This is a genomic window from Xanthomonas sp. WHRI 7945 (assembly GCF_035026585.1).
In genome coordinates, this window is record NZ_JAYIQP010000038.1 from 1 (window position 1) to 17,623 (window position 17,623).

Sequence of the window (17,623 nt, forward strand, 5' to 3'; positions counted from 1 at the left end):
CGGCGTCCTCAAATCAAACACGCCCTTCGATCCTCAAAAGGCCATTGCCTGTTAGACGGGAAGACGGTATCTACAGTGCACATGGCAAGTACCCGTGCTCCTTGTAGGAGCGGCTTCAGCCGCGACAGGCACTATCCGCCAACGCACTGCCGCAGCCGCCACAACCGTAGCAGCTATCACAGCAGTCACAGCTGACGCAGTTTCCCGCATCCCCACCTAGAAGCTACGCCGGCGCATCCTCCGCCTGCAGCAGCCGGCCCAGCACCACGTGCGACGGGCTGTTGGCCAGATCCAGCGGCATCACCAGCTTGGGATTGGGATGCGGCAGCGGCGTCGGCGTGGCGTCGGCGGCGGCCTCCAGCAGCAGCGAGCCGTCGTCCTGCGCCTGCGTGGTGATCGGCAGCGGGTCCAGGCCCAGCCCGGCGCGGACCGCATTGGCGCGTGCGGCCAGTTCGTCGTCGCCGACCGTGGTCAGTGACGACGCCAGCATGCCCGCCGGCGCCCCCTCCACCGCGGCCAGGCGCTGCGCCACGTCGCCGAGCGCCTGCTCCGCTTGGGGTGCAGCAACTGCCAGACCTCCTCCCACAGCGCCTTCCAGTCCATGTCCGGGAACGGCAGGTGGGTCGGCCCGCTGAGCACGATCTGCGGCGCCAGCCGCCCGCTCGGCTGTGCGTCGCATTCGGCCAGGGCGCGATACACCACTTCGCTGCACACCATGTGCGAGGGGTTGTCGCGGACCAGATGGTCCAGCGCCTCGCGCACCACGATCCGCGCCAGCCAGTGTTGCGGCCACTTGCCGCGAATCGCCACCAGCACGCCCAGCGTGGCCAGGCTGTCCAGCGGATACGGGACGCCGAGCAAGGACTGCGCCTTGGCCAGCACGCTGGCGCGATCGGCGTCCTCGAGCGCGATGCCGGCGTAGCTCAGCGGGCGGTAGGCATCGATCAGCAGATAGTTGCCGGTATCGGCCAGCCGCTGCTGCAGCGGATAGCGGCGCACGCCGTCGGCCGCCGCTTCGATCAACTGGTCCTGGTCGACCACGATCGCGGCATGGCTGTAGATGCTGTCGCCGCACCAGGCGATCAGTTCCGAGACCGGGCCGCGACCCAGTTGCAGCAGGATGTCGGCGACGCGCAGTTGCGCGGGATCGAGTGCGGAGACGGCGGGACGTGCGCTCATGGCGGAGACTCCTGGTGGGTGGACGTGATCGCGGAAACGCTGACCCGGTTGCGGCCGGCGGCCTTGCTGGCGTAGAGCGCGGCGTCGGCGCGCTGCAACAGCGACTCGATGCTTTCGCCTGGCCGCCATTGGGCCACGCCGACGCTCAGCGTGCATGACAGCGTCTGCCCGTCGCGCTGCAGGGGCTGTTCGTGCAGATGCCTGCAGATGTCCTCGGCCACGCGTCGCGCCGCGGCAAGCGTGGCGCCCGGCATCAGCACCAGCATCTCGTCGCCGCCCTGGCGGCCGAGCGTGTCGGTGCTGCGCAGGCGCGCACGGGCGCAGGCGGCGACCCAGCGCAGGCAGTCGTCGCCGGCGGCGTGGCCGTGTACGTCGTTGATGCGCTTGAAGTGGTCGATGTCGATATAGGCCACGGCCAGCGGCTGCGCGGCGGCCGTGGCGTCCAGCATCGCCTGCGCCAGGCGCTGCTGCGTGGCCGCGCGGGTCAGCATGCCGGTGAGGCCGTCCACCGTCGCCAGCCGGCTCACCCGGTCGCGATCGCGGCGCAGCTCCAGCATCTGCTCGGCCAGGCCGATCGTCACCAGCAGGCACGAACTGGCCAGCGCCAGGCTGATCCCGTGCGCCACCCACGGCGTGGCCTGGTCCAGGCGCAGCCAGCCGCTCAGTTCCAGGCAGCGCAGCACGCAGAACGTCAGCAGCGGCGCCCACGACGCCAGCAGGTGCCAGGCGTAGCGCTGCCCGCGCAAGGCCAGCAGCAGCGAGCACGGCAGCAGCAACATGGCGCCGAGGATCAGCGCCAGGTTGCCCAGCAGGCTCAGCCAGGACGCCGTCGACACCAGGCAGGCCACGGCGATGCACAGCAGAACGGTCGCGCAGGCTTGCAGCACCCGGTCCAGCCGCGGCAGATGCCGGTGCATTTCCAGTTGCCGGCGCTGGAAGTTGATGATGAAGAAGCCGCCGAGCGCCGCCACGATCCGTATCGGCGCCGGCGAAGAAGCGAACAGGACGTCCAGGCCCGGCACCGCCCGCGCTTCGCCGCCGATGCCGAGCAGGTACAGCAGCACGCACAGGACGTTGGCGGTGAAATAGCCGTAGACCCGCTCGCGCAGGCGCGCCCACAACGCGATGGCCAGGATCGCCAGCACCGCGGTCGAGCCGATGATGAAGGCGCGCCAGCCGACGTAGTGCAGATCGTCGCGATGCACCTGCGCCAGCGGCGCGATCGACACCGGCATCGGGACCGCCGCCGGCGCCTGCACCCGCAGCCAGACCGAGGCGCCTTGCGGCAGGCCATGCGGCAGCGCGATGACCAGCGCGCGGGTCGAATAGCCGAGGTCGGCGTCGGCGCCGTACAGCGCATGCCGGGTCGGCGCGGCCTGGCCCGGCACCCAGGCTTCCACCCGGGTCAGGTACGGCGCCTGCAGCACCAGTTGCGAATCGCCGTCGGCGCCGATCGCGCGATCGGCGCGCACCCGCCACCAGGTCGGCGTCTTCAGCGGTTCGTACAAGGTGCTGCCATGCAGGTCGTCCTGCAGTTGCGCCAGGTGTGCGCCCGCCACCACCTCCGCGGCCGGCGGATCGGCGGGCAGGCGTTGCAAGTGCACGCGCTGCGCGAGCGCGGCGTCGGCCGCGCACACGCACAGCAACAGCAGCCAGCGCGACCAACGGCACGTGCGCGTCATACGTCGATCATGGCCTGTCGGCGCGCCGGGGCTGGGCCACGCTGCGTACCCGGCGTCCAACTGCGCGCCTGGCGCCACGGCTCGCGCGCCGCCTGTCGATGGCGCGCAGGCGCCTGGGCACCGAACACGACGAACCGGCCGGACGCGCTTGCGCCCGCCCGGTACGGCGGCGACACGCGCCCGCTCATCGGCATGAATCCACTCGATCTTCCTCGTCCCGTCCGCGCCGAACACGGCGTAGCCCGTCCCCACCGGACTGACGGCCCCCTGACCTCTGCGCCGAGCATAGCGCAGCCACCACCATCGATCGTATCCAAATGCGGCCGCGGGCCAGGCGCGGCGCCATGCTGCTTTGCGGTATAACCGTTGGGCGGCCAGCCTGCAGCCGTGGCCCGGCGCCCGCAACTGCGCGCAATGCGCAATCGCAAATCCCACGGCGGATCTCGCCGCGGCGTTCGCTCTCCCTCCCCCCGTCCAGGAGATGTGCGCATGACGATCGAAAAGCTCAAACCCACCCTCGGCACCCTGCACCTGTGGGGCATCGCCGTGGGCCTGGTGATCTCCGGCGAATACTTCGGCTGGAGCTATGGCTGGGGCGCCGCCGGCACGCTCGGCTTCCTGGTCACCACGGTGCTGGTGGCGGTGATGTACACCTGTTTCATCTTCAGCTTCACCGAACTGACCACCGCCATTCCCAACGCCGGCGGTCCGTTCGCCTACAGCCTGCGCGCGTTCGGCACCGCCGGCGGGATGATCGCCGGCATCGCCACGCTGATCGAGTTCGTGTTCGCGCCGCCGGCGATCGCGATGGCGATCGGCGCCTACCTCAACGTGCAGTTCCCGACGCTGGACCCGCGCCTGGCCGCGGTCGGCGCCTATGCCATCTTCATGACCTTGAACATCCTCGGCGTCGGCATCGCCGCCACCTTCGAATTGATCGTCACCGTGCTGGCGGTGATCGAGCTGCTGGTGTTCATGGGGGTGGTCGCGCCGGGCTTCAGCGTGGCCAACTTCGCGCGCGGCGGCTGGGCGGGGTCGGACAGCTTCAGCCTGGCGGCGATCGGCGGCATCTTCGCCGCGATCCCGTTCGCGATCTGGTTCTTTCTGGCGATCGAAGGCGCGGCGATGGCCGCCGAAGAGGCCAAGGACCCCAGACGCACCATTCCGCGCGCCTACATCGCCGGCATCCTGACCCTGGTGACGCTGGCGTTCGGGGTGATGATCATGGCCGGCGGCGTCGGCGACTGGCGCACGCTGTCCAACATCAACGATCCGCTGCCGCAGGCGATGAAGGCGGTGGTCGGCAACGACTCGACCTGGCTGCACATGCTGGTGTGGATCGGCCTGTTCGGCCTGGTGGCCAGCTTCCACGGCATCATCCTGGGCTATTCGCGCCAGTTCTTCGCGCTGGCGCGCGCCGGCTTCCTGCCGCACGGCCTGGCCAAGCTGTCGCGCTTCCGCACCCCGCACCGCGCAATCCTGGCCGGCGGCGTGGTCGGGGTGGCGGCGATCTACAGCGACGGGCTGGTGCAGGTGCAGGGCATGTCGCTGACTGCGGCGATGATCACCATGTCGGTGTTCGGCGCGATCGTCATGTACATCATGAGCATGCTCAGCCTGTTCAAGCTGCGCCGCGCCGAGCCGCAGTTGCAACGCAGCTACCGCGCGCCGGGCTATCCGCTGGTGCCCGCCGTGGCGCTGCTGCTGGCGCTGGTGTGCCTGGCGGCGATGGTCTGGTTCAACGCGCTGCTGGCGCTGGTGTTCCTGGGCCTGATGCTGCTTGGTGCGGGCTGCTGCGCGCTGAGCCTGCGCCGCAGCGGCGGCGTCATCGCCGCCGAGGCCACCGGCGAGGCATGATCGAGCACATGGCGCCCGCCGCGCGCGGGCGCCTGCAGGAGGATCCGGCATGAGCGGTTTCGCACACAGCGTCGGCGGCCAGACCTGGCGCTTCGACGATCTCAAGGACCTGCTGGCCAAGGCCACGCCGGCGCGATCGGGCGATCGCCTGGCCGGGCTGGCCGCGGCCAGCGAGCCGCAGCGGGTCGCCGCGCAGATGGCGCTGGCCGACCTGCCGCTGCGGCACTTCCTGCACGAGGCGGTGATTCCCTACGAAGACGACGAGGTGACCCGGCTGATCGTGGACAGCCACGACGCGGCCGCGTTCGCGCCGGTGGCGCACCTGACCGTGGGCGGCTTCCGCGACTGGCTGCTCGGCGAGGCGGCCGACGAGGCGGCGCTGGCCGCGCTGGCGCCGGGGTTGACCCCGGAGATGGCCGCGGCGGTCTGCAAGCTGATGCGGATCCAGGACCTGGTGCTGGTCGCGCAGAAGATCCGAGTGGTCACCGCGTTCCGCAACACGCTGGGGCTGCGCGGGCGCTTGTCGACGCGGCTGCAGCCCAACCACCCCACCGACGATCCGGCCGGCATCGCCGCCAGCGTGCTCGACGGGCTGCTGTACGCCAACGGCGACGCGGTGATCGGGATCAATCCGGCCAGCGACAACACCCGGACCATCTGCGAGTTGCTGAAGATGCTCGACGCGGTGATCGCCGGCTACGAGATCCCGACCCAGGCCTGCGTGCTCACCCACGTCACCACCGCCATCGAGGTCATCGAACGCGGAGTGCCGCTGGACCTGGTGTTCCAGTCCATCGCCGGCACGCAGAAGGCCAATGCCGGCTTCGGCATCGACCTGGCGCTGCTGCAGCAAGGCTACGAGGCCGGACTCAGCCTCAAGCGCGGCAGCGTCGGCGACAACGTGATGTATTTCGAGACCGGCCAGGGCAGCGCGCTGTCGGCCGACGCGCACCACGGCGTGGACCAGCAGACCTGTGAGGCGCGCGCCTACGCGGTGGCGCGGCGGTTCAAGCCGCTGCTGGTCAACACCGTGGTCGGCTTCATCGGCCCCGAATACCTGTACGACGGCAAGCAGATCATCCGCGCCGGGCTGGAGGATCACTTCTGCGGCAAGCTGCTCGGCGTGCCGATGGGCTGCGACATCTGCTACACCAACCATGCCGAGGCCGACCAGGACGACATGGACGTGCTGCTGACCCTGCTCGGTGCCGCCGGCATCAACTTCATCATGGGCATCCCCGGCTCCGACGACGTGATGCTCAACTACCAGACCACCTCGTTTCACGATGCGCTGTACGCGCGCCAGGTGCTCGGGCTGCGCCCGGCGCCGGAATTCGAGGCCTGGCTGGAACGGCTGGACATCTTGCGCCTGGAGCATGGCCGCTTCCGGCTCGGCGATGCGCCGCCGCCGGCGTTCCAGCGCGCGCTGGCGCAGCTGGACTGAGGGAAGGCTTATGCACGACGACAGCGACCGTCCCGCCCGCGCCGATCCCTGGCACGCGTTGCGCCGGCTGACGCCGGCGCGCATCGCGCTCGGCCGCGCCGGCACCAGCCTGCCGACCGCCGCGCAGCTGGATTTCCAGTTCGCCCATGCGCAGGCGCGCGACGCGGTGCACCTGCGCTTCGATCACGCGGCGCTGCGCGCGGAACTGGCACGGCGCGGCCGCGAGCCGCTGTTGCTGCACAGCGCCGCCGGCGATCGCCACGTCTACCTGCAGCGCCCGGACCTGGGCCGCCGGCTGAGCGAGGAATCGACCGACCAGCTGCGCGGCCACGCGGCGCTGCAGCGCGCACCTGCCGACCTGGCAGTGATCGTCGCCGACGGCCTGTCGGCGCTGGCGGTGCACCGGCACGCTCTGCCGATGCTCGAGCGCATCGACGCGCTGGCCGCCGCCGAAGGCTGGTCGCTGGCGCCGGCGACGCTGGTCGAACAAGGGCGCGTGGCGATCGGCGACCAGATCGGCGAGCTCCTCGGCGTGCGCATGACGCTGATGCTGATCGGCGAACGTCCCGGACTGAGTTCGCCCGACAGCCTGGGCGCGTATTTCACCTACGCCCCGCGCATCGGCCTCACCGATGCCTGCCGCAACTGCATCTCCAATATCCGCGGCGAAGGCCTGAGCTATGCGCAGGCCGCACACAAGCTGGCGTATCTGATGCACGAGGCCTGCCGGCGCCAGCTGTCCGGCGTGCAATTGAAGGACGAGGCGCAGGGCACGGCGCTGGGCCACGACGGCGATGCGCCGCCGGCAACGGCGAATTTTCTGCTGCCGCGCTAGCCCGCGCGCCACGCTCGCACTGAGATCGCCCGCTGCGGCATCTGCGCAGTGCCGGTGCGCATCACCGGTGCCGCAGCAGTGAGCGACACCTCGCAAGGATCCGGCGGACATCGCGCCCGCGCACTGCATGTATATTGCACCCATTCCGCAAGAGTCCGTGCCAGTGCCGAAGAAAGCCGCCACGCCCCCCATCGACCTCGAGATCCAGATGCTGCATGGCGCGCTGATCGACCTGGTCGGCGTGATCAACCGGCCGCAGGGCGATGCGGCGATGGTCGAAGAAGCCGGCATTTCCCTGGACAGCACGCTGTTCCCGCTGCTGGTGGGCATCGCCCGCTTCGGCCCGATCGGCGTGGTCGAGCTGGCCGAGCGCTTTGGACGCGACTACACCACCGTCAGCCGCCAGGTGGCGAAGCTGCAGAAGCTCAAGCTGGTCACCCGGCGCGCGGCGCAGACCGACGCGCGCGTCAACGAGGCCTTGGTCACCGGCAAGGGCCGGGAGATGGTCGATGCGATCGACGCGGCACGCAAGCGCATCGTCAGCGCGATGCTCGCCGACTGGAGCGAGCAGGACGTACAGCGGCTGACGCTGCTGCTGCGGCGGCTGGCCGACAGCGCGCTGTTGTGGGAAGGCACTATCGCCCGCACGCGCGTTTCGGCGTAGCGCCAACGCCAGTGGTGGCCGGCACAGATCGCCGCCGGTGCCGCCACGATCGTCCGCATCGCCTGCGACTGGCGCTTGAACGCCGCCCTCGCCTGCGGGCGGCGCCGACAGCGATCAAGCCGCGTGCGCGTACGCCTCCAGACCCACCGCGCCGAGATACGCCTCCAGCGCCGCAGCCTCGTGCGCCGAGACGATGGCGCCGACATGGCCGTCGGGGCGCACCAGCACCCAGTCGCCGGCTGCCACCCCATACGCGGCGCGGAGGTGCCCGGCATCGTCGGCGATGTCGGCGTCCGGCCCCACCCGATGGACATGCAGGCCGGCGCGCGCGGGCGGCGCCCACGCATCACGGTCGACGTGGTAGCCGAGCAGTGTCCAATGCGCCCCCTGGAACAGCTCGAACAAACGCCGCGATTGCCCACCCGCGCCGCGACACGGTGCGTCCGCTGCGCGGTCGCCGGCGCGGATGCCGCCATCGCGCGCCGGCCGCTCCAGCGTCAGCGACGACCCGCGGTAACCGATATCGAGCTGCTGCACCTCGCGACCGCGCCGCACCGGGCCGCTCGCCGACGCCTCCAGCAGTCTGGTCGCCAGGCCCAGCATCTGCGCCGCGACCGGGCGGCGTTCTTCTTCGTAGCTGTCCAGCAGCGCCTGTGACGCGCCGCCGAGCACCGCGGCGAGCTTCCAGCCGAGGTTGTAGGCGTCCTGGACGCTGGTGTTCAGGCCCTGTCCGCCCGTCGGCGGATGGGCGTGGGCGGCGTCGCCGGCGAGCAGCACGCGCCGATCGCGGTAACGCTCCGCCAACCGCGCCTGCATGTTGAACGCCGATGCCCAGCTGACCGAATCGACGACGATATCGCCGCGGCCGCTGCGGCTGGCGATCATCCCGCTCAGCCCCTGCGCGCTGAGATCGACCTCGCCTTCCAGCGGGACTGGCGCCTGTAGCTGGAACAGCGGCGTGCCCATCAGCGGGCACAGCGACAGCTGCGTCTGCATCGAGTCCTCGTTGAAGCGGTGCCACGCGTGCCGGTCCAGACCGTGCAGCATCAGGTCGGCGACGACGGCGCGCACGCCGAGGGTCTTGCCTTCGAAGCCGATGCCCAGCGCACGCCGCACGAAGCTGCGGCCGCCGTCGGCGCCGACCAGGTAGCGCACGCGCACCGTTTCCTCGCCCTGTGCGCTGCGCAGCTGCGCGGTCACGCCGTCCGCATCCTGGGCGAAGCCGATGAGTTCGCAGCCGAATTCAGGCCGCCTGCCGAGTTCGGCCAGGCGCTCGCGCATCACCGCTTCGGTCAGGAACTGCGGCACCATCAGCGGAATTCGATACGGCTCGGCGGGAGTGGGCCCGTGCTGGTCCGCCAGCGCGGATTCGCGGTAGCTGCCGTCCTCGCGGTAGCTGCGCTGCGGCGGATAGACGCCACCGGCCGCCACCAGGCGATCGACGATGCCCAGGTCCTCGAACACCTCCTGGCTGCGCGGCTGGATGCCCTTGCCGCGCGAACCGCGGAACGGCCCGTCCAGCTTGTCGATCAGCCGGAACGGCAGGTTGCGGCGGGCCAGGTCCAAGGCCAGGGTCAGGCCGGCGACGCCGGCGCCCACGATCAGGATGTCGCTTGCGAAGTTCTGGGTCATTGCAATGTCCTTGCGGTGGCCGCCGTGATTTGGTGCGTAACGGCATATTCAGTGCAAAAAGCACGTTATTGGATTGATTCGGATAGAGCCAAATGCGCCGGAACGTCGCTATATTTCTCGATCCACCCGATCTCTACGGCAGCGAAAGCTGCCTCGCGTGCATGATGGCACCAAAGGCATACATGTGCAAATTGCACTTATATTCGGAGCAACAGCTGACTCCAGTCAACCTGCCCGGTCGAATATGGAAGGACCGACGACGCCGCATGAAAGCGTGCACGGCCCTGCACGGGCCCGGATCGGGTTGCAGACGCCAACGGCGTTATCCGCAGCTGCTGGCATGCCGCTCATTTCCGCCTCGGCATGGCGCCGCCGTGTCGCCGGGCGCACTACCTGCCTGCGGCATGGACTTGCTGCCCCGGCGCAGGGCGCAGACGATCGCCACGTCCGCCCCAAGGCAGACGCCAGTATCTGGCATCACTGGCCGGCGCGCGACGGCGGCGATTGCCATGCCATGCGCGCATCGATGACGGCCGGTCGGGCGTAGCCTCATTGACCTGTGGGATTGCGCCGCGGCCGTTGCCAGGCGAACCCGCGGTCATGCGCGTGATTGTGCGCATCCACTGCGCAGGCTGGCGCTGCTACTCGCCGGCAGCGTCCGCACTTACTCCCACCGATCGGCTGCGGCAAGCGCGTGTGGCGACACCGAACGGCACGTGCTCCGCCGCAGCGCCGCTCGATCCCTGCCCTGGCCTCAGCCCAAGCCGGCCCACCACGCGCGCCACAGCGAGGCCATCTGGCTCGGCGGCTTGCGGACGCCACGGGCCTGCTGCGCGATTCGCGCGCGCGCCAGCGCCGACACGATGCGCCGCGACCGCGGCCCGTCCACGCGTCGCGGCCAACGCTGCAGCAAGGCCTGCGCCCAGCGCTGCTGCGCCTGGGCGTCGTCGCCGCCACGCAGCGACAGCGGCACCGCGGCGATGCCGGCGGCGGCCAGCCGCTGCGCCAAGACCTGCGTGGCCAGCGCGGACGCGGCATCGCGTTCGCCCTCGAACACCGCACGCTCGACCTGCGCGGCGGCCAGCGCGAACGCCTCCAGGCGCTCGTAGGCGTGCGCCGGATCGGCCGCGGCCGCGCGCGAGGCGAGCAGGCCCGGCAAGGCCTCGGCCAGCTGCGCCCACGGCGCGGCCACCGGCTCCAGCACCCGCCCCAGCGGGTGCCGCGAGCGTTGCGCGGCCCAGCTGCGCAATTCCTCGCCCCACCAGGCCAGCTTGGCATCGGCCGGCAGCGGATCGCCGGCGATGTTGAGGATGTCGTCGAATTCCTGCAGCAGCGCGAACCACGCCACGGCGCGCACGCGCTGCGCCGCGGGCACGAACGTTTCGGCCACCGCCCATTCCGGCCAGCGGCTGCGCCATTTGTCGAGGAAGGCATCCAGGGCGGAGGTGCTGCTCATGCGATCACGGGATTCCGGAAGGTCAGGGACGCTGCGGCGCGCCGGGCCAGGCGCTCGCATCGAACAGGTCGGACGGCGCGGCGACCAGCGCATCGGCGCGCCAGGCCAGCGGATCCTCGCCGTCCAGGCGATAGCCCCACAGCACGGCCACCGAGGCCATGCCGGCGGCGCGCGCGGCGATGATGTCGCGCTCGTCGTCGCCGACGTAGGCGGCCTGCACCGGCGCCAGGTCCAGGCGCTGTGCGGCGACCTGCAGCGGCAGCGGATGTGGCTTGCGCTCGGCCAGCGTGTCGCCGCCGATCAGCACCGCGCAACGCCGTTCCCAGCCCAGCTGCGGCAGGATCAGCCGCGCCAGGTATTCGGGCTTGTTGGTGACGATGCCCCACACGCAGCCGGCATCTTCCAGCCGCTGCAGCAACGTCGCGATGCCGTCGAACGGCTGCGAATGCCGGCCGATCAGGGTTTCGTACTGGCGCAGGAACTCGGGGATCAGCGCATCGCGCGCGGCGGCCGGCAACTCGGGAAAGGCCACGCCCAGCATCGCGCGCGAACCCTTGGACACCACCGGACGCAACTGTTCCAGGGTCAGCGCATCACGCCCGCGCTCGGCCCGCAGCGCATTGGTCGCAGCCAGCAGATCCGGCGCGCTGTCCAGCAGCGTGCCGTCCAGGTCGAACAGCACCGCGCGCGGGAAATTCCGGGATGCCCCGGCCTGCGACGGCTGGACATCGCGATCCTGGCTTCGGGAATCGGAAGGCATCACGCGTACGCACGCATGCTGTTGCCAATCCCGAATCCCGAATCCCCAATCACGGCTTCACCGCACACGCCAGATAGTTCACCTCGGTGCGCGTGGACAGCCGCGCGCGGTTGCGCCACGGCTCGTAGGCCATGCCGCTGACGTCGTGCAGTTGCAGGTCGGCCTGGCGTAGCCATGCGGCCAGTTCGGCCGGCTTGATGAAGTCCTGGTAACGGTGGGTGCCGGTGGGCAGCAGCCGCGCCACGTACTCGGCGCCGACGATGGCCAGCGCGAACGCGGCCGGGGTGCGGTTGAGCGTGGACAGGAACAGATGGCCGCCGGGCTTGAGCAGGGTCGCGCAGGCGCGCACGATCGCCGCCGGATCGGGCACGTGCTCGAGCATCTCCATGCAGGTGATCGCGTCGAAGCTGCCCGGCCGCTCGGCGGCGAGGTCCTCGACCGACTGCACGCGATAGTCGACCTCCACGCCGGACTCGAGCTGGTGCAGCCGCGCCACCTTGACCAGCTCCGGAGCCAGGTCGATCGCGGTGACCTGCGCGCCCTCCTTGGCCAGCGCCTCGCTCAGCAGGCCGCCGCCGCAGCCCACGTCGAGCACGCTGGCGCCGCGCAGCGGCAGCCGGTCGGCGACGTAGCGCAGCCGCACCGGGTTCAGCGCGTGCAGCGGTTTCTGCGGGCCGTCGGCGTCCCACCAGCGGGTCGCCAGGGCACCGAACTTGTCCAGTTCGGCCTGGTCGAAGTTGGCGGAGGTGTTGGAAGCGGAAGCGGTCATGGCGGCATCTCGGGGGTTGGGCCGCGCGCGCAGCGCGGCACGGCAGTAGAGCGGATCAGGCGTGCACGCTGCGGATGCGCTCGCGCCATTGCCGCGCGTTGGCGACCAGCGCGTCCACGTCCATGTCCACCAGCACGCGCTGCTCCAGCTTGCGCTGGCCGGCGATCCACACGTCGCTGACCTGCTGCCGGCCGGTCGCGTAGACCAGCTGCGACAGCACGTTGTGCAGCGGCTGGGTCTCCAGCGCCGACAGGTCCACGCAGATCAGGTCGGCCTGCTTGCCGACTTCGATCGAGCCGATCTTCTCGCCGAAGCCCAGCGCGCGCGCGCCGCCCAGCGTGGCCGCGCGCAGCGTGCTGGCCGCGTCCAGCGCGGTGGCGTCGTTGGCCACCGCCTTGGCCAGGATCGCCGCGGTGCGGTTCTCGCTGAACATGTCCAGGTCGTTGTTGCTGGCGCAGCCGTCGGTGCCGATCGCAAGATTCACGCCCGCGCGCTGCAGCGCGCAGGCCGGGCAGAAGCCGGAGGCGAGCTTGAGGTTGGATTCGGGACAATGCACCACGCTGACCCCGCGCTCGGCGCACAGGTGGATCTCCGCGTCGGTGAGCTGGGTCATGTGCACCGCGATCAGGCGGTCGTTGACCAGGCCGAGCCGGTCCAGCCGCGCCAGCGGGCGCTGGCCGTACTGCTTGAGCGAGTCGGCGATTTCCTGCGCGGTCTCGTGGGTGTGCAGGTGCACCGGCACGTCGAGCTGGTCGGACAGCATCCGTACCCGCTCGAAGTTGGCGTCGTTGACCGTGTATGGCGCGTGCGGGGCGAAGGCGATGCCGATCAGCGGATCGTCGCGCCACTGGTCGTGCACCTCGCAGGCGCGTTCGAAGTATTCGTCGGAGGTCTTGGCCCAGGCGGTCGGGAAATCGATGATCACCGTGCCCACCCGCGCGCGGAAGCCGTGCTGCTTGTACACCGCGGCCTGCACGTCGGCGAAGAAGTAGTTCTCGTTGGCGCAGGTGGTGCCGCCACGCAGCATCTCGGCGATCGCCAGCGCGGTGCCGTCGGCGACGAACTCCGGGCCGATCACCGCGGTCTCCACCGGCCAGATGTGCTGCTGCAGCCACACCATCAGCGGCAGGTCGTCGGCGATGCCGCGCAGCAGCGTCATCGGGTTGTGGGTGTGCGCATTGACCAGGCCCGGCAGCAGCGCCGCGTCCGGGCGCGACACGGTGCGCGCGGCGGAAAAGCGCGCGTGCGCCTCGGCGCGCGGCAACACCGCGACGATCTCGCTGCCGCGCACCGCCACCGCGTGGTCCTCCAGCACCACCGCATGCGGCTCGATCGGGACCACGTAGCCGGCTTCGATCAGCAGGTCGCAGGATTCGGGAATGGAGGTCATCGCAAGTGCTCTGGAAAAGGGAGAATCAAGTCGCCGCGGCCGCCTGAAGAAGGATGCGCCGCCGGTATACGCGCATCACCACCCACTGCAGCACGAACACCGCCACGAAGCCCAGCCGCCCCAGCACCGGTGCGACCATCGCCAGCGGGATGCACAGCGCGAACACCACCGGCGCGATCGCCACGCGCAGCGTCATCGCCCGCGCCTGCAGCGCGCCCAGCCGCTGCACCAGGCCCTCCTTGCGCACCGCGTAGGCGTGCATCAGCAAGGCCGCCGCACCGATCGCGGCCAGGTGCGCGCAATACACCGCGAACGCCTGGTGGCTGCCGAAGTAGTCCGAATACAGCGCAGTTGAGAACGGCAGCAGGCCGATCAGCAGCAGCTGCAGCACGTTGAGCCAGATCAGCCGGTCGTCGAACTGGCGGATATGCCGGCACAGCTGCAGGTGCGACTTCCAGAACAGCGCAGTGACCAGGAAGCTCACCGCGAAGCCGATGAACAGCGGCAACATCCCGTGCAACGCGGCCAGGATGCCACCGGCGGCCTCGACCTGGGCATGCCCCGGCACCTTGATCTCCACCGCCAGCAGGGTGATGGCGATGGCAAAGACCGCATCGCTGAAGAACACGACCCGGTCGTGCGGGTATTTGGCATCGGCGCTGTCGGCGTGGCTCATCGTCGCGGGATTTCCTGGAAACGGATCGGCCGCGATCGCGGTGCGGCGATTCGGCATTGCAGATGCGTGGCGGCACGGCGACGCACGCGGCCGTGCGACGCCGGCCGCCGCCGCTGCCGGCGCAGCGCCGCCCGGCCGCGCAGGCGGTCGGCTTACTTGACGCGCGAGAAGTACTCGCCCGAGCGGGTATCGACCTTGATGATTTCGTCCTGGCCGACGAACAGCGGCACCCGCACCACCGCGCCGGTTTCCAGCGTGGCCGGCTTGCCGCCGCCGCCGGAGGTGTCGCCGCGCACGCCCGGGTCGGTCTCGACGATCTTCAGTTCGACGAAGTTCGGCGGGGTGACCTGGATCGGGGTGCCGTTCCACAGCGTCACCACGCAGTCTTCCTCGCCCTTGATCCACTTGGCCGCTTCGCCGACGCCGGCCTTGTCGGCCTGCACCTGCTCGAAGGTTTCCTGCTGCATGAAGTGCCAGTACTCGCCATCGGTGTACAGGTATTGCATGTTGGTATCGACCACGTCGGCCGCTTCCAGGCTGTCGGTCGCCTTCATGGTCAGTTCGACCACGCGCCCGGACTTGATGAAGCGGTACTTGATGCGGGTGAAGGCCTGGCCCTTGCCCGGCTTGACATATTCGGTATCGGTGATGATCGCGGGCTCGCTGTTGACCAGGATCTTCATCCCGTTCTTGACGTCGTTCATGCCGTAGCTGGCCATCTGAAACTCCTCGGGTAAGGCAAACCCGCCGCGTTCGGCGGCCGGCCGGATAGAATGGGAAGCCCCGCCGCAACCGGCGGGCGCTCGTTTTATGACCGCATATGATAACCGCAGCCCCCCGCCCGATGCAGCCGTCCCCGTCCCCCACCGTATTGGCCCCGCCGCGCTGGCAGCAGCTGTGGCGCGATGCGCTGCGCGACCCGCACGAGTTGCTGGCGTTGCTGGGGCTGGATCCGCAGGCGCTCGGCGTCTCCGAACAGGCTGCGACGCAGTTCGCGCTGCGCGTGCCGCGCGGCTTCGTCGCGCGCATGCGCCATGGCGACCCGCACGATCCGCTGCTGCGCCAGGTACTGCCGATCGACGCCGAACTGCGCCGGGTGCCGGGTTTTGCGTTGGATGCGGTCGGCGACGCCGCGGCCAAGAAGGCCGACGGGGTGATCCAGAAATACCGCGGGCGCGCGCTGCTGGTCGCCACCGGCAGCTGCGCGGTGCACTGCCGCTATTGCTTCCGCCGCCACTTCCCGTATGCCGAGGAGACCGCGGCGCGCGACGGCTGGCGCGAGGCGGTGGCGGCGATCGCCGCCGACCCGGACATCGACGAGGTGATTCTGTCCGGCGGCGACCCGCTGTCGCTGGCCACGCCCAAGCTGGCCGAGCTGACCGACGCGCTGGCGGCCATTCCGCAACTCAAGCGGCTGCGCATCCACAGCCGCCTGCCGGTGGTGTTGCCCGAACGCGTCGACGCGCCGCTGCTGGCCTGGCTGCGCGCGTTGCCGTGGCCGCTGGCGTTCGTGATCCATGCCAACCATGCCAACGAATTCGACGCCGGGGTCGATGCGGCGCTGGCGCAGTTGCGCAGTACCGGCGCGCAACTGCTGAACCAGGCGGTGCTGCTGCGCGGAGTCAACGACAGCGTCGAGGCGCTGGCCGCCTTGAGCGAGCGCAGCTTCGCCGCCGGCGTGCTGCCGTACTACCTGCACCAGCTGGACCGGGTCGAGGGCGTGGCCCATTTCGAAGTGGACGACGCGACCGCGCGCGCGCTGCATCAGGCTCTGGCCGCGCGGCTGTCCGGCTATCTGGTGCCGAAGCTGGTGCGCGAGATTCCTGGCGATACGGGCAAGCGCGCGCTGTAGGCGCGGGCGCAGCGGTGGCTGCGCCGGGACCGGGGACCAGGGACCGGGGACCCGGAAAAGCAAAGCCGTGCGCTGAGGACGAACGCGACGCCATCGTTGGCAGCTCTATGCAAAATTAGAAAAGCCGCCATCCGCGTGGCTTTTTTCGGAATCTTGCAGCCTCGGGAACTCGCTGTTCCGGGTCCCTGGTCCCTGGTCCCCGGTCCCCGGTCCCCGGTCCCGGCTCCCAGTGAGTTAGCATCGCGATGCTAGCGCTACCAAAGGAGACCTCGATGAACGTCTTGACGATGACCTGGCGCCACCGGCAATGCCGTTTCGGACTCCTGGCGCTGCTTGCGGCGGCAGCAGCCGGCGCGGTCGCGGCCGAGCCCAAACCGGCCGCCGGCTCCAATCCGATCGTCCGCGACAAATTCACCGCCGATCCTGCGCCGCTGGTGGTCGGCGACACGCTGTATCTGTACGTCGGCCACGACGAGGCGCAGCGCGACGAGATGTTCACCATGCGCGAGTGGCTGGTCTATTCGACCAAGGACATGAAGACCTGGACCGCCCATGCCCCGGTTATGCGCGTCAAGGATTTCAAGTGGGCCAAGCAGGACGCGTGGGCGTCGCAGGCCATCGAGAAGCACGGCAAGTTCTATTTCTACGCGGCGGTGGAGCACGACGCCACGCATCCGGGCAAGGCCATCGCGGTCGCGGTCGCGGACACGCCGACCGGCCCGTTCGTGGATGCGCGCGGCTCGGCCCTGATCACCAATGCGATGACGCCCAAGGGCACGCACAGCTGGGAAGACATCGACCCCACCGTGCTGACCGACGACGACGGCACCACCTGGATCGCCTGGGGCAATCGCCAGTGCTATCTGGCCAAGCTCAAGCCGAACATGATCGAGATCGACGGCCCGATCCGCGAGATCACCCCGCCGCATTTCGAGGAAGGCCCGTGGCTGCACAAGCGCGGCGATCTGTACTACCTCACCTACGCCTCGCTGGACCGGGACACGCAGCGCGACGAACACGTGTCCTATTCGACCGCGCCCGCCCTCACCGGGCCGTGGACGTATCGCGGCGAACTGACCGGCTCGGGCAAGTACAGCTTCACCATCCACCCGGGCATCGTGGAGTTCAAGGACCGCTGGTACCTGTTCCTGCACAACGCGACCCTGGCGATCGGCGACTTGAATGGCGCGATCGGCCGGCGCGCGGTGACGGTCGAATACCTGCATTACAACCCGGACGGGACCATGCAGCCGGTGCTGCAGACCGAGGCCGGAGTGTCGGTTCCCGACGTGGCGCGATGAGGCCAAGGCGCCGCTGACCAGATTGCCAGGACGCCAGGACGTTTTAGCCACGCGCCGCTATCTGCCGTTTGTGGGAGCGACTTCAGTCGCGACGGGCTTCACCGGTAAAGCCCGTCGCGACTGAAG

The 17,623-nt window shown here is 69.9% G+C and carries 16 protein-coding genes; 6 read left to right on the forward strand and 10 right to left on the reverse strand.

Annotation, left to right across the window (positions count from 1 at the left end):
* Positions 1-223 precede the first annotated feature (223 nt).
* The 3 genes from VDQ83_RS18230 to VDQ83_RS18240 are packed head-to-tail and all read right to left on the reverse strand — an operon-like array spanning position 224 to position 2,861.
* Positions 224-490 (reverse strand): hypothetical protein, encoded by a 267-nt coding sequence (locus VDQ83_RS18230; RefSeq protein ID WP_455435966.1) that lies wholly within the window; start codon positions 488-490, stop codon positions 224-226.
* Positions 472-1,179, reverse strand: a complete 708-nt coding sequence (locus tag VDQ83_RS18235; RefSeq protein ID WP_455435967.1) for a hypothetical protein — start codon at positions 1,177-1,179, stop codon at positions 472-474. Before VDQ83_RS18235 ends, VDQ83_RS18230 begins: the two co-directional genes overlap by 19 nt.
* On the reverse strand, positions 1,176-2,861 hold the full coding sequence (locus VDQ83_RS18240; protein WP_455435968.1) for a sensor domain-containing diguanylate cyclase: 1,686 nt from the start codon (positions 2,859-2,861) through the stop codon (positions 1,176-1,178). The genes VDQ83_RS18235 and VDQ83_RS18240 overlap by 4 nt, the downstream gene beginning before the upstream one ends.
* A 489-nt stretch (positions 2,862-3,350) precedes the next feature.
* On the opposite strand from VDQ83_RS18240, the gene eat reads away from it, so the two are divergent.
* From eat to VDQ83_RS18260, 4 genes are all read left to right on the forward strand, one after another.
* Complete coding sequence (eat, locus tag VDQ83_RS18245) at positions 3,351-4,718, forward strand: ethanolamine permease (RefSeq protein ID WP_455435969.1); 1,368 nt, start codon at positions 3,351-3,353, stop codon at positions 4,716-4,718.
* Positions 4,719-4,767: 49 nt separating this feature from the next.
* Positions 4,768-6,162: an ethanolamine ammonia-lyase subunit EutB gene (locus VDQ83_RS18250; protein WP_455435970.1), complete on the forward strand. Its 1,395-nt coding sequence runs from the start codon at positions 4,768-4,770 to the stop codon at positions 6,160-6,162.
* Positions 6,163-6,172: 10 nt separating this feature from the next.
* Positions 6,173-6,997, forward strand: coding sequence for an ethanolamine ammonia-lyase subunit EutC (gene eutC / locus VDQ83_RS18255; protein ID WP_455435971.1), 825 nt, complete (start codon positions 6,173-6,175; stop codon positions 6,995-6,997).
* 163 nt (positions 6,998-7,160) lie between these two features.
* Positions 7,161-7,661, forward strand: a complete 501-nt coding sequence (locus tag VDQ83_RS18260) for a MarR family winged helix-turn-helix transcriptional regulator (protein WP_263397949.1) — start codon at positions 7,161-7,163, stop codon at positions 7,659-7,661.
* 114 nt (positions 7,662-7,775) lie between these two features.
* Here VDQ83_RS18260 and VDQ83_RS18265 read toward each other — a convergent pair whose 3' ends face one another.
* The 7 genes from VDQ83_RS18265 to efp all read right to left on the reverse strand — a co-directional run bounded on the left by VDQ83_RS18265 (position 7,776) and on the right by efp (position 15,063).
* Positions 7,776-9,293, reverse strand: a complete 1,518-nt coding sequence (locus VDQ83_RS18265; protein ID WP_455435972.1) for an FAD-dependent oxidoreductase — start codon at positions 9,291-9,293, stop codon at positions 7,776-7,778.
* A gap of 754 nt (positions 9,294-10,047) precedes the next feature.
* On the reverse strand, positions 10,048-10,749 hold the full coding sequence (locus VDQ83_RS18270) for a phytoene/squalene synthase family protein (protein ID WP_455435973.1): 702 nt from the start codon (positions 10,747-10,749) through the stop codon (positions 10,048-10,050).
* A 22-nt stretch (positions 10,750-10,771) separates the two neighbouring features.
* On the reverse strand, positions 10,772-11,509 hold the full coding sequence (locus VDQ83_RS18275; protein ID WP_455435974.1) for a phosphoglycolate phosphatase: 738 nt from the start codon (positions 11,507-11,509) through the stop codon (positions 10,772-10,774).
* 49 nt (positions 11,510-11,558) lie between these two features.
* On the reverse strand, positions 11,559-12,278 hold the full coding sequence (gene ubiG, locus VDQ83_RS18280) for a bifunctional 2-polyprenyl-6-hydroxyphenol methylase/3-demethylubiquinol 3-O-methyltransferase UbiG (protein WP_455435975.1): 720 nt from the start codon (positions 12,276-12,278) through the stop codon (positions 11,559-11,561).
* 55 nt (positions 12,279-12,333) lie between these two features.
* A complete protein-coding gene (locus VDQ83_RS18285) occupies positions 12,334-13,668 on the reverse strand; it encodes a TRZ/ATZ family hydrolase (protein WP_455435976.1) in 1,335 nt (444 codons plus the stop codon).
* 25 nt (positions 13,669-13,693) lie between these two features.
* On the reverse strand, positions 13,694-14,344 hold the full coding sequence (locus VDQ83_RS18290; protein ID WP_309914751.1) for a TMEM175 family protein: 651 nt from the start codon (positions 14,342-14,344) through the stop codon (positions 13,694-13,696).
* Positions 14,345-14,496: 152 nt separating this feature from the next.
* On the reverse strand, positions 14,497-15,063 hold the full coding sequence (gene efp, locus VDQ83_RS18295; RefSeq protein WP_263397942.1) for an elongation factor P: 567 nt from the start codon (positions 15,061-15,063) through the stop codon (positions 14,497-14,499).
* Positions 15,064-15,164: 101 nt separating this feature from the next.
* On the opposite strand from efp, the gene epmB reads away from it, so the two are divergent.
* Positions 15,165-16,196 (forward strand): EF-P beta-lysylation protein EpmB, encoded by a 1,032-nt coding sequence (gene epmB / locus VDQ83_RS18300; protein ID WP_455435977.1) that lies wholly within the window; start codon positions 15,165-15,167, stop codon positions 16,194-16,196.
* A 272-nt stretch (positions 16,197-16,468) separates the two neighbouring features.
* The gene (locus VDQ83_RS18305) at positions 16,469-17,497 is read left to right on the forward strand and encodes a glycoside hydrolase family 43 protein (protein ID WP_455435978.1); all 1,029 of its coding nucleotides are present in this window, start codon (positions 16,469-16,471) and stop codon (positions 17,495-17,497) included.
* Positions 17,498-17,623: the final 126 nt, after the last annotated feature.

Bases quoted from the DNA above. Each gene is read 5' to 3' on its own strand.
- VDQ83_RS18230 (WP_455435966.1), bottom strand. From the start codon at position 490: ATGCTGGCGTCGTCACTGACCACGGTCGGCGACGACGAACTGGCCGCA.
- VDQ83_RS18235 (WP_455435967.1), bottom strand. From the start codon at position 1,179: ATGAGCGCACGTCCCGCCGTCTCCGCACTCGATCCCGCGCAACTGCGC.
- VDQ83_RS18240 (WP_455435968.1), bottom strand. From the start codon at position 2,861: ATGACGCGCACGTGCCGTTGGTCGCGCTGGCTGCTGTTGCTGTGCGTG.
- eat (WP_455435969.1), top strand. From the start codon at position 3,351: ATGACGATCGAAAAGCTCAAACCCACCCTCGGCACCCTGCACCTGTGG.
- VDQ83_RS18250 (WP_455435970.1), top strand. From the start codon at position 4,768: ATGAGCGGTTTCGCACACAGCGTCGGCGGCCAGACCTGGCGCTTCGAC.
- eutC (WP_455435971.1), top strand. From the start codon at position 6,173: ATGCACGACGACAGCGACCGTCCCGCCCGCGCCGATCCCTGGCACGCG.
- VDQ83_RS18265 (WP_455435972.1), bottom strand. From the start codon at position 9,293: ATGACCCAGAACTTCGCAAGCGACATCCTGATCGTGGGCGCCGGCGTC.
- VDQ83_RS18270 (WP_455435973.1), bottom strand. From the start codon at position 10,749: ATGAGCAGCACCTCCGCCCTGGATGCCTTCCTCGACAAATGGCGCAGC.
- VDQ83_RS18275 (WP_455435974.1), bottom strand. From the start codon at position 11,509: ATGCCTTCCGATTCCCGAAGCCAGGATCGCGATGTCCAGCCGTCGCAG.
- ubiG (WP_455435975.1), bottom strand. From the start codon at position 12,278: ATGACCGCTTCCGCTTCCAACACCTCCGCCAACTTCGACCAGGCCGAA.
- VDQ83_RS18285 (WP_455435976.1), bottom strand. From the start codon at position 13,668: ATGACCTCCATTCCCGAATCCTGCGACCTGCTGATCGAAGCCGGCTAC.
- VDQ83_RS18290 (WP_309914751.1), bottom strand. From the start codon at position 14,344: ATGAGCCACGCCGACAGCGCCGATGCCAAATACCCGCACGACCGGGTC.
- efp (WP_263397942.1), bottom strand. From the start codon at position 15,063: ATGGCCAGCTACGGCATGAACGACGTCAAGAACGGGATGAAGATCCTG.
- epmB (WP_455435977.1), top strand. From the start codon at position 15,165: ATGATAACCGCAGCCCCCCGCCCGATGCAGCCGTCCCCGTCCCCCACC.
- VDQ83_RS18305 (WP_455435978.1), top strand. From the start codon at position 16,469: ATGAACGTCTTGACGATGACCTGGCGCCACCGGCAATGCCGTTTCGGA.